Annotated in this window: 10 protein-coding genes; 7 read left to right on the forward strand and 3 right to left on the reverse strand. The window is 72.6% G+C overall.

From position 1 onward, the window contains the following. The first annotated feature begins 34 nt into the window (after positions 1-34). Positions 35-1,060: an AsnC family transcriptional regulator gene (locus tag ABEA77_RS05080; RefSeq protein WP_345641755.1), complete on the forward strand. Its 1,026-nt coding sequence runs from the start codon at positions 35-37 to the stop codon at positions 1,058-1,060. An 84-nt stretch (positions 1,061-1,144) separates the two neighbouring features. Here the strand turns inward: ABEA77_RS05080 and ABEA77_RS05085 are convergent, their stop codons facing one another. Then, positions 1,145-2,026, reverse strand: a complete 882-nt coding sequence (locus tag ABEA77_RS05085) for a LysR substrate-binding domain-containing protein (protein WP_425588197.1) — start codon at positions 2,024-2,026, stop codon at positions 1,145-1,147. A 132-nt stretch (positions 2,027-2,158) separates the two neighbouring features. Here ABEA77_RS05085 and ABEA77_RS05090 point away from each other — a divergent pair, with 132 nt between their 5' ends. Then, the gene (locus ABEA77_RS05090; protein ID WP_345641758.1) at positions 2,159-3,220 is read left to right on the forward strand and encodes a bile acid:sodium symporter family protein; all 1,062 of its coding nucleotides are present in this window, start codon (positions 2,159-2,161) and stop codon (positions 3,218-3,220) included. 157 nt (positions 3,221-3,377) lie between these two features. Here ABEA77_RS05090 and fdhD read toward each other — a convergent pair whose 3' ends face one another. Beyond that, on the reverse strand, positions 3,378-4,217 hold the full coding sequence (gene fdhD, locus ABEA77_RS05095; protein WP_345641760.1) for a formate dehydrogenase accessory sulfurtransferase FdhD: 840 nt from the start codon (positions 4,215-4,217) through the stop codon (positions 3,378-3,380). A gap of 345 nt (positions 4,218-4,562) precedes the next feature. Continuing rightward, on the reverse strand, positions 4,563-5,546 hold the full coding sequence (locus ABEA77_RS05100) for a 2-dehydropantoate 2-reductase (protein WP_345641762.1): 984 nt from the start codon (positions 5,544-5,546) through the stop codon (positions 4,563-4,565). 245 nt (positions 5,547-5,791) lie between these two features. On the opposite strand from ABEA77_RS05100, the gene ABEA77_RS05105 reads away from it, so the two are divergent. The 5 genes from ABEA77_RS05105 to ABEA77_RS05125 all read left to right on the forward strand — a co-directional run bounded on the left by ABEA77_RS05105 (position 5,792) and on the right by ABEA77_RS05125 (position 10,480). Beyond that, complete coding sequence (locus ABEA77_RS05105; protein ID WP_345641765.1) at positions 5,792-7,144, forward strand: OFA family MFS transporter; 1,353 nt, start codon at positions 5,792-5,794, stop codon at positions 7,142-7,144. Continuing rightward, positions 7,113-7,259, forward strand: a complete 147-nt coding sequence (locus ABEA77_RS05110; RefSeq protein WP_345641768.1) for an MFS transporter small subunit — start codon at positions 7,113-7,115, stop codon at positions 7,257-7,259. The genes ABEA77_RS05105 and ABEA77_RS05110 overlap by 32 nt, the downstream gene beginning before the upstream one ends. A gap of 131 nt (positions 7,260-7,390) precedes the next feature. Next, on the forward strand, positions 7,391-8,338 hold the full coding sequence (locus ABEA77_RS05115; protein ID WP_345641770.1) for a beta-ketoacyl-ACP synthase III: 948 nt from the start codon (positions 7,391-7,393) through the stop codon (positions 8,336-8,338). 66 nt (positions 8,339-8,404) lie between these two features. Further along, positions 8,405-9,082 (forward strand): GntR family transcriptional regulator, encoded by a 678-nt coding sequence (locus tag ABEA77_RS05120; protein ID WP_345641773.1) that lies wholly within the window; start codon positions 8,405-8,407, stop codon positions 9,080-9,082. 216 nt (positions 9,083-9,298) lie between these two features. Next, positions 9,299-10,480, forward strand: coding sequence for an ROK family transcriptional regulator (locus ABEA77_RS05125; protein WP_345641776.1), 1,182 nt, complete (start codon positions 9,299-9,301; stop codon positions 10,478-10,480). Positions 10,481-10,612 lie beyond the last annotated feature (132 nt).

Raw genomic sequence — 10,612 nt, forward strand, 5'->3', positions numbered from 1 at the left:
CACGGCGCCGGAATCCGACACGCGAGGGGGCACGGTGGCGGAAAGCCACACTTTCGACGCGCTGGACCTCCAGCTGCTCCAGGCGCTCCAGCTCGACGGCCGCGCCTCCTACAGCAGGATCGGCGCGGTGCTCGGCGTCTCCGACCAGACCGTCGCCCGCCGCCTGCGGCACCTCGGCTCCGCCCTGGATCTGCGGGTCGTCGGCGTCCGGGACGGCGAGCCGCTCGGCCGGGACAGCTGGACGCTCCGCCTCAGGATCAAGCCCGACGCCGCCGACGCGGTCGCCCGCGCCCTCGCACGGCGCCCCGACACCAGCTGGATCGGCCTCGCCTCCGGCGGGACGGAGATCATCTGCTCGACCGCCTTCTCCCGCGCCGGGGACCACGAGGAGCTGATCCTCGGCAAGCTGCCCCGCACCCCGAGCATCACCGACATCCGCGCCCACCAGATCCTGCACCGGTTCTTCGGCGGCCCGACCGGCTGGTTCGCCGCCGCCGACGCCCTCACCCCCGAGCAGGCCGCGGCGCTCACCCCGAGGACGCCCGCGGGCCGGGACGGCGCACGGACCGCTCCGGGTCCGGCCGACGAGGCCTTGCTGCGGGTCCTCGAACGCGACGGCAGGGCACCCGTCGCCGAACTCGCCAAGGCCTCGGGCCTCTCCGAGTCCGCCGCGCGCCGCAGGCTCGACCAGCTGCTGCGCTCCGGCAGCCTCTACATCGACGTGGAGTACTCCACCGCCGCCCTCGGCTACACCACCAGGGCCCTGCTGTGGGTGACCGCAGAGCCGCGCGCCCTCGACGCCGTGGGCCGGGCCCTCGCCGCGCGCCCCGAGGCCGCCGCCGTCTTCGCCACGAGCGGCCAGAGCAATGTGATGGCCGTCCTCGTCTGCCGGGACGTCGGCGAGGTCTACCGCTTCCTGACCGGGGTCGTGGGCGGCCTCGACGGCGTCCGGCACGTCGAGGTCTCGCCTGTGCTGCGCAACGTCAAGCAGCTCACGTACGACGACGCGGGGCAGCGCCGGGGGCGTCCGCGCACCGGCCGCGCGGGCGAGCGGGGCTGAGCACGCCGGAAGCGGCCGTTACGCGGGCCCGCGGGCGGTCCTCCGGCGGGGCCTGGCACCGGAGGCGGGCCCGAGGGCGGCAGGTCAGGAGGCGTCCGCGGCCCGGTGCAGCCGGTCGCCGCCCGCCAGGATCGCCTTCGCCAGCGCGTCCGCCGCGTCACGGGCGGCCGAGGGCCGCGCGTCCCGCGGACGCAGCAGGACGAAGTCGACGCCGCCCAGGTCGGGCAGGCCCGCCCGGGCGGACACCGGCACGAGCCCCGGCGGCACCAGCCCCCGGGTGTGCGCCATCACCCCGAGCCCGGCTCGGGCCGCCGCGATCAGGCCGCTCAGGCTCGAACTCGTGCACGCGACTTGCCAGGGTCTGCCCGCGCGCTCCAGCGCCTCAAGGGCCCGCGCCCGGGTGATGCCGGGCGGCGGGAAGAGGATCAGCGGCACCGGGCGGTCGGGGGCGAGCCGCAGCCGCGGCGCGCCGATCCAGCTCAGCGTCGAACTCCAGACCAGGTCACCGTGGGTCTCCCCGCCGCGGCGCTTGGCGAGCACCAGGTCGAGCCGGCCCGTGGCCAGCCGCTCGTGCAGGATCCCGGAGAGCTCCACCGTCAGCTCCAGATCGACCTCGGGGTTGTCGGAGCGGAACGCCTGGAGGATCTCCGGCAGCCGCGTCAGCACGAAGTCCTCGGAGACCCCCACGCGCAGCCTGCCGCGCAGCCGGGTCCCGGTGAAGAACGCCGCCGCCCGCTCGTGGGCCGCGAGTATCGTCCCCGCGAAGCCGAGCATCGCCTCGCCGTCCTCGGTCAGCTCCACGCGGTGCGTGTCCCGGGTGAACAGCGGGCGGCCCGTCGCCTCCTCCAGGCGCCGCACGTGCTGGCTCACCGTGGACTGCCGCAGCCCCAGGCGGCGGGCCGCCTGGGTGAAACTCAGTGTCTGCGCCACGGTCAGGAACGTGCGCAGCTGTGCGGGGTCGTACACAACGACCAGATTAGACGCCGTACGGGACGCTCATCACGTTTCGTGATCGCAGTCAGAGCCGTGCACCGGATTCCCGATCATGGGGGTCCGGCGGATCATGGGGAGGCGCGAACTGTACCGAGAGTGGAGCACATGAACCGCCGCACCTGGAAGATGCCGTCCTGGCTGCCCATCGACCCCTACATCCTGGCGCTCGTCGGGACGGTGGCCCTGGCGGCCGTCCTTCCCGCCTCGGGACCCGCGGCCCCGGTGGCGAACGGCTTCTCCGCCGGGGCGGTGGCGCTGCTGTTCTTCCTGTACGGGGCGCGGCTCTCGACGCGGGAGGCGCTCGACGGCTTCCGGAACTGGCGGCTGCACCTGACCGTGCTGGCCTGCACCTTCGTCGTCTTCCCGCTGCTCGGGCTCGGCGCGCGCGTCTTCGTGCCGTTCCTGCTGACGCCTCAGCTCTACCACGGGCTGCTGTTCCTGTGCCTGGTGCCCTCGACCATCCAGTCGTCCATCGCCTTCACGTCCATCGCGCGCGGCAACGTCCCCGCGGCGATCGTCGCGGGCTCCTTCTCCAGCCTCGCCGGCATCGTGATCACGCCGCTGCTGGCCGCGGGCCTGCTCGGCGGCGAGGGCGTCGGCTTCTCCGCGGACTCGCTGATCCAGATCCTGCTCCAACTGCTCGCGCCGTTCCTCGCGGGCCAGCTGCTGCGGCGGTGGACCGGCGGGTTCATGGCCCGCCACAAGACGATCCTCAAGGTCGTCGACCGCGGGTCGATCCTGCTCGTCGTCTACACCGCCTTCAGCGAGGGCGTGGTCGCCGGCATCTGGCACCAGGTGACCGTCGTGCGCCTGCTCGAACTGCTGGTGGTGGAGGCGCTGATGCTCGCCGTGATGCTGCTGCTCACCTGGCAGGGCGCCCGCCGCCTCGGCTTCGGGCGGAACGACCGCGTCGCGATCCAGTTCGCCGGCTCCAAGAAGAGCCTCACCTCTGGCCTGCCCATGGCGTCCGTGCTGTTCGGCCCGCAGGCGTCGCTCGCCGTGCTGCCGCTGATGCTCTTCCACCAGATGCAGCTGATGGTGTGCGCCGTGATCGCCAAGCGCCGCTCCCGCGACCCCGAGGCGCGCGACCCCGAGCAGCGGACCCTGCTCGTCGGCGGCTCCGCCCCCGCCGCCGAGGCCGAGGCCTCCCGCGCCGCGGGGGCGTGAGCTTGCCTCGGGCCGCGGCGCGGGTCTCCCCGCCGTCCCCGCGGGCGCAGGGCCAGCGGGGACCAGAGGGGCCGGAACACAGGGGAACGGACCATGGCCCGGCCGGCGCAGGGGGCGCTCCCCGCCGGCCGGGCCTCGTCCCGTGACGCGAGGCGCGTCACACCCCGGTGTGCAGGGCGATCCGCTCATCGCCCGCGTACACGTTCATGGAGGATCCGCGCAGGAATCCCACCAGCGTGAGGCCCGTCTCGGCCGCCAGGTCGACGGCGAGCGACGACGGCGCGGAGACCGCGGCAAGCACCGGGATGCCCGCCATCACGGCCTTCTGCGCCAGCTCGAACGACGCGCGCCCCGACACCAGCAGGATCGCCCGCGACAGCGGCAGCAGATCCTGGCGCAGGGCGCGCCCCACGAGCTTGTCGACGGCGTTGTGCCGGCCGACGTCCTCGCGGATGTCGAGCAGCTCGCCGGACTCCGAGAACAGGGCCGCGGCGTGCAGGCCCCCGGTCCTGTCGAAGACCTGCTGCGCCGCGCGCAACCGGTCGGGGAGGTCGGCGAGCAGCTCCGGCTCGACACGGACCGGGGGAGTGTCGGCGATCTCGAAACGGGCCGTCGTGCGCACGGCGTCCAGGCTGGCCTTGCCGCACAGCCCGCAGGAGGACGTGGTGTAGACGTTGCGCTCCAGCGTGATGTCGGGGACGTGCACCCCGGGCGCAAGCCGCACGTCGACCACGTTGTACGTGTTCTGGCCGTCGTCCTTCGCGCCCGCGCAGTACACGATCGACTGCACGTCCGCACCCGACGCCAGCACACCCTCGCTGACCAGGAATCCCGCGGCGAGCGCGAAGTCGTCGCCGGGCGTGCGCATCGTGATGGCGAGCGGCTTGCCGTTCAGCCGGATCTCCAGTGGCTCCTCGGCCACCAGGGTGTCCGGCCGCGTGCTGACCGCGCCGTCCCGGATGCGAATCGTCCGCCGTCGTTCGGTGACCCGTCCCATGTGATCAGTCCTACTCGTATCTCTCCCGCGCCGCCAGGGTTCTGGCGGCGCTGCCGCACGCGACGGGCCCGGCCGCCCCGCCCGGACGGTGTGGCGCCGCACCCCCTCCCACAGTAGGCGCGGACGGCGCCGTGCTCCCGCCGTCCCGCGGGTAGGCGCGGACGGCGGGCGCTCCCCGCCGCCTCGCGGTCTTCTCCTCCGGCGCCTGCGGTCCGCCCCGTTGCCCACGGCATCCGGCGGGCGGGCGGTGCACGGCGCCCGGGCGCAGGCCCGTGGACCGGGAGGTGTGACGCCTGGCGCGTGCACGGTGGCTCCGCCGGCCGCCGGGCCGGCGGAGATCCGGGGTCAGGCGGCAGCGCCGAGTGCCGTGCCGCGGGCCAGCAGGTCGGAGATGGCGGCGACGGTGCGCAGCGTCGGCACCGGCACGCCGGTCATCCCGGCGAGCTCCACCACCGCGGAGAGCAGTACGTCGAGTTCGAGCGGCTTGCCCTTCTCCAGGTCCTGGAGCGTGGAGGTGCGGTGGTCGCCGACGCGCTCCGCCCCGGCGAGCCGCCGCTCCACGGAGATGTCGGGGCGGCAGCCGAGCGATCCGGCCACCGCCAGGGTCTCGGTCATCATCAGCTCGATGACGCCGCGGGTCGAGCGGTGTCTGCACATCTCGCGCATGGTCGCCCGGGTCAGGGCGCTGATGGGGTTGAAGGAGATGTTGCCGAGGAGCTTGATCCAGATGTCGTCGCGCAGCTCGCGCTCGACCGGGCACTTGAGCCCGCCCGTCCGCATCGCCTCGGCGAGGTCGAGGCACCGCCGCGACAGCGTGCGGTCGGGCTCGCCGATCGAGAACCGGGTCCCTTCGAGGTGCCGTACGACGCCGGGCGCGGCGAGCTCAGTCGCCGCGAAGACGACGCACCCGACGGCGCGCTCCTGCGGCAGCACGGCGCTGACCGAGCCGCCGGGGTCGACGCTCTCGATCCGCCGTCCTTCGTACGGTCCGCCGTGGCCGTGGAAGTACCACCACGGGATACCGTTCTGCGCGGCCACCACCGCGGTCGACTCCTTGAGCAGCGGCTCCACCAACGGTCCGCACGCCGCGTAGGAGTTCGCCTTGAGCCCGAGGAACACGTAGTCCGCGGGGCCCACTTGGGCGGGGTCGTCGGTGGCATGTACGTGCGCGGTGAAGTCCCCGCGCGGACTGAGTACCCGTACTCCGTGCTGCCTCATGGCCGCGAGGTGCGGTCCACGGGCGATCAGATGGACGTCGGCGCCCGCTCTGCCGAGCGCGGCTCCGACGTAGGCGCCGATGGCTCCGGCGCCCACAACAGCGACTTTCACGTGGGGCTCTCCATTTCGGTGAGGGAGACCGAGAGAAGCGTCACACTCCGAGTCCTGTCGACTTACTTGTCGACGATATACTGTCTACAGTATGGGTCTGGTGGCGACAACCCTCGCGACGGCACCCACACGGTCCTCCTGCGTTTGTTTGCGAGCCGTTGACCCGGAACCGTCTCCGTATCGTCATGGACACGCCCTGGGAAAGATCTTCCCAATCGCCGTTCCGCTTCTTAGAGTTCGCTGCCATGACTCCACCAATCGCACCGGCGGGCTGGAGCCGATGGCTGGTGCCGCCCGCGGCTCTCGCGGTGCACCTCTCCATCGGTCAGGCCTATTCCTGGAGCGTGTTCAAGCCGCCACTCGAATCCGCGCTGGGCCTCTCCGGGACGCAGAGCGCGCTCCCCTTCCAACTCGGCATCGTCATGCTGGGGTTGTCCGCGGCCTTCGGCGGCACCCTGGTGGAGCGCAGAGGGCCGCGGTGGGCGATGACCGTCGCCCTGGTCTGCTTCTCCTCCGGCTTCCTGCTCTCCGCCCTCGGCGCGGAGACCCGGCAGTTCTGGCTGATCGTTTTCGGCTACGGTTTCGTCGGCGGCATCGGGCTCGGTATCGGCTACATCTCACCGGTCTCGACGCTCATCAAGTGGTTCCCCGACCGACCCGGCACGGCCACCGGCATCGCCATCATGGGCTTCGGCGGCGGCGCGCTGATCGCGTCCCCCTGGTCGCAGGCGATGCTCGACCACTTCGGCAGCGACAGCGGCGGCATCGCGCTCGCCTTCCTCGTGCACGGCCTGGTCTACGCGCTGTTCATGTCGCTCGGCGTCTTCCTCATCCGGCTGCCGCGGCCGCGGCCCGGCGCGCGGACCCTGCCGGGCGCGGAGTCGGGCGCCGTCCTGCTGATCGGCTCCGTCCAGGTCTCCGCCAGGTCGGCCCTGCGCACCCCGCAGTTCTGGTGCCTGTGGATCGTGCTGTGCATGAACGTGACCGCGGGCATCGGCATCCTGGAGCGCGCCGCGCCGATGATCACCGACTTCTTCGCCAACACCTCCGCCGCGGTCTCCGCGTCGGCGGCCGCGGGGTTCGTCGCGCTGCTCTCCGCCGCCAACATGGCGGGCCGTATCGGCTGGTCGTCGCTCTCCGACGTGATCGGCCGCAAGAACATCTACCGGGTGTACCTGCTCGTCGGCATCGCCATGTACGTGGTGATCTTCCTCGCGGGGGACACGGCCAAGCCGCTGTTCGTCATCTGCGCGATGGTCATCCTCTCCTTCTACGGAGGCGGTTTCGCCACGCTCCCCGCGTACTTGAAGGACCTCTTCGGCACCTACCAGGTCGGCGCGATCCACGGCAGGCTGCTGACGGCCTGGTCCGTCGCGGGCGTGCTGGGGCCGCTGATCGTGAACCGGGTCGCCGACGCGCAGACCGACGCGGGCAAGTCGGGGTCGCAGCTGTACGGGGTCTCCTTCGTCATCATGATCTGCCTGCTCGCCGTCGGACTCATCGCCAACGAGTTCGTCAGGCCCGTGCACCCGCGCCACCACCTCGACACCCGGAAGGGGGAGCCCGATGGACACGCAGCGGCAGAGCCCGGAGTCTGAGAGCGGCCCGCGGCGCACCGGTCTGATCGCCCTCTCCTGGGTCTGGGTCGGAGCGCCGCTCGCCTACGGGGTCTACGAACTCGTGCTGAAAGCCAAACAGCTGTTCACGGGTTGATCCCCGGCGTGCCCAGCATGATGCGGTCCCTCCAAGCGGCGCGGAGGAATCCTGTCGGTTCACCTGTCTCGTTACTGGTGAGTCGCTGACGAGACTGGAAGATCCAGCCTCGACAGCTAAGGGGGTCCCGCGTGAACGGCACGCGCATCGCCGCGCTCGGGCACTATCAGCCCGCCAAGGTGCTCACCAACGACGACCTTGCGGGCCTGGTCGACACCAGCGACGCATGGATCACCAGCCGGGTCGGCATCAAGAACCGGCACGTCGCGGGCCCCGACGAACCCGTGGACGAACTGGCCGCGCACGCCGGCGCCAAGGCGCTCGCCGCGGCCGGCCTCGTCCCGGCCGACATCGACCTGGTGCTGGTCGCCACCTCCACCTCGGTGGACAAGTCGCCGAACATGGCGGCGCGGGTGGCGGCCCGCCTCTCCATGGCCTCGCCCGCCGTGCTCGACGTCAACGTCGTGTGCGCGGGCTTCACCCACGCGCTCGCCCTCGCCGACCACACCGTGCGGGCGGGCGCCGCCTCCCGCGCCCTCGTCATCGGCGCCGACGAGATGACGGCGGTCGCGGACTGGACCGACCGCTCCACCTGCGTCCTGATGGGCGACGGCGCGGGCGCCGCCGTCGTCGAGGCCGTCGGCGCGGGCGAGCAGCCGGGCATCGGGCCCGTGCTGTGGGGCTCCGTGCCGGAGATGAGCACGGCCGTGCGGATCGAGGGCGTGCCCTCCCGGTTCGCGCAGGACGGCCAGTCCGTCTACCGCTGGGCCGTCACCGACCTGCCGCCCATCGCGCGGCGGGTCTGCGAGCGCGCCGGCGTCACGCCGGAGGAACTCGGCGCCGTCGTGCTGCACCAGGCGAACCTGCGGATCATCGAGCCCGTCGCCCGGAAGATCGGCGCCGTCAACGCGGTCGTCGCCCGGGACGTCGTGGAGTCGGGCAACACCTCGGCCGCCTCGATCCCGATGGCGCTGTCCAAGCTGGTCGCCAGGGGTGAGGTCGCCTCGGGCGCCCCCGCCCTCCTCTTCGGCTTCGGCGGCAACCTCTCGTACGCGGGCCAGGTGATCCGCGTCCCCTGACCTCCGGGGGTCGGTAGACTGTAGACGATAGCCAATCGGTCACGGTCGGCCGGAGAGGGAGATCCCATGTTGTCCGCAGGACTGCCGCACGGCACGGTACCGAAGCTGGAGCGCCCCGGGCCGCTGCGCGAGCGCGTCTACGAGGCGCTGCTCGAACTGATCACCACCCGCGGGCTGCGTCCGGGACAGCACCTCGTCGAGAGCGAACTCGCCGGCCACCTCGGGGTGTCGCGGCAGCCGGTGCGCGAGGCGCTCCAGCGGCTGAACACCGAGGGCTGGGTGGACCTGCGGCCCGCACAGGGCGCCTTCGTCCACGAGCCGACCGAGGAGGAGGCTGACCAACTGCTCTCCGTGCGCACCCTGCTGGAGGCGGAGGCCGCGCGGCTCGCCGCGGCGCTCTCCGATCCCGCGGGCATCGCCGACCTGGAGGAGCTGTGCGCCCGGGGCGAGCGCGCCGTGGACGACGACGACGTCGACCTCGCCGTGGCGACCAACGCCGCGTTCCACGCCCGGGTCATGGCGATGGCCAGCAACGTCGTCCTCGCGGAACTCGCGGCGCAGGTCGACCGCAGGGTGCGCTGGTACTACACGCCCGTCGCCCGGCAGCGCGGCAGGCAGTCCTGGATCGAGCACCGTGAGCTGATCGCCGCGATCACCGCGCACGACGAGGCCGCCGCCGTCGCCGTGATGCGCGCCCACACCGAGCACACCAGGTCGACGTACCACCACCGCGACCACAACTGACGCGCTCCGCCGGCCTCGCCGCGCCGGGCCCCCGCCCCCTTCACCCCTCTCTGTGTGCGTCTGCCACCCCTCTCTTTGTCTTCACTGTGGAGAAAGTTGCTGCTGATTTGGTCGCAACTTCTTCCCCCTGCGCGCAACCGCTGCTACGTTCCACTCGAAAGCACCGGAAGTGACGGGCAAGACAGCCGACATGGCGGGGAGGGGCGCGTGAGACGTATGACGGCACGACCCGCGAACGCCCATCAGGCGCGACTGCTCCGGCTGTTGCGGGACGGTGGGCCCAACTCACGCGCGCAGCTGGGGGACCAGGTCGACCTCTCCCGCTCCAAGCTGGCGGTCGAGGTCGACCGGCTGCTGGAGACCGGGCTCGTGGTCGCCGACGGACTCGCCGCCTCCCGTGGCGGCCGGCGCTCCCACAACATCCGGCTCACGCCGGGGCTGCGCTTCCTCGGGGTCGACATCGGCGCCACGTCCGTCGACGTGGCCGTCACCAACCCCGAACTGGAGGTGCTCGGCCACCTCAACCACCCCATGGACGTGCGGGAGGGGCCCGTCGCCGTCTTCGAGCAGGTGCTCGCGATGGCGGCGAAGCTCAGGGACTCCGGCCTCGCCGACGGCTTCGACGGCGCCGGCATCGGCGTCCCCGGGCCCGTCCGCTTCCCCGAGGGCGTGCCGGTCGCGCCGCCGATCATGCCGGGCTGGGACGGCTTCCCCGTCCGCGAGGCCCTCAGCCAGGAACTCGGCTGCCCCGTCATGGTCGACAACGACGTGAACCTGATGGCCATGGGGGAGCAGCACGCGGGCGTCGCCCGCTCCGTCGACGACTTCCTCTGCGTCAAGATCGGCACCGGCATCGGCTGCGGGATCGTCGTCGGCGGTGAGGTCTACCGCGGTACGACGGGCAGCGCGGGCGACATCGGCCACATCCAGGTGGAGCCCGAGGGGCGGCCCTGCGCCTGCGGCAACAAGGGCTGCCTGGAAGCCCACTTCAGCGGCGCGGCGCTGGCGCGCGACGCGGAGGAGGCGGCTCGCGCGGGCGCCTCGCCCGAACTGGCCGCGCGCCTCGCGGAGTCGAACACGCTGACCGCGGTCGACGTGGCCGCGGCGGCCGCCGCGGGCGACGCCACCGCGCTCGACCTGATCCGCGAGGGCGGCAACCGGGTCGGCCAGGTGATCGCGGGACTCGTCAGCTTCTTCAACCCCGGCCTCGTCGTCATCGGCGGCGGTGTCACCGGCCTCGGCCACACCCTGCTCGCCGCCGTCCGCACCCAGGTCTACCGCCAGTCGCTGCCGCTGGCCACCGGTAATCTGCCCATCGTGCTGGGCGAGTTGGGTCAGAACGCGGGGGTCACGGGGGCGGCCAGGCTGATCAGCGACCACCTGTTCTCCCCGGCGTGACCCGGGCGCCGCCCGCGCGGCCCCGGCACACCACGGCACCACCGCACCGCCGGCCCCGTTCCGGCATCGCAGGCAAGAGCGCACCTCCGGCACACCGACACCCCGGCAGCACCCGCCCGTTGAGCCACCGCC

This window comes from Streptomyces tremellae, assembly GCF_039540215.1.
GTDB classification, from domain to species: Bacteria; Actinomycetota; Actinomycetes; order Streptomycetales; family Streptomycetaceae; genus Streptomyces; species Streptomyces tremellae.

What these genes read in the sequence shown, in the direction of transcription:
- ABEA77_RS05090 (WP_345641758.1), top strand. Translation starts at nt 2,159, where the DNA reads ATGAACCGCCGCACCTGGAAGATGCCGTCCTGGCTGCCCATCGACCCC.
- fdhD (WP_345641760.1), bottom strand. Translation starts at nt 4,217, where the DNA reads ATGGGACGGGTCACCGAACGACGGCGGACGATTCGCATCCGGGACGGC.
- ABEA77_RS05105 (WP_345641765.1), top strand. Translation starts at nt 5,792, where the DNA reads ATGACTCCACCAATCGCACCGGCGGGCTGGAGCCGATGGCTGGTGCCG.
- ABEA77_RS05110 (WP_345641768.1), top strand. Translation starts at nt 7,113, where the DNA reads ATGGACACGCAGCGGCAGAGCCCGGAGTCTGAGAGCGGCCCGCGGCGC.
- ABEA77_RS05120 (WP_345641773.1), top strand. Translation starts at nt 8,405, where the DNA reads ATGTTGTCCGCAGGACTGCCGCACGGCACGGTACCGAAGCTGGAGCGC.
- ABEA77_RS05125 (WP_345641776.1), top strand. Translation starts at nt 9,299, where the DNA reads ATGACGGCACGACCCGCGAACGCCCATCAGGCGCGACTGCTCCGGCTG.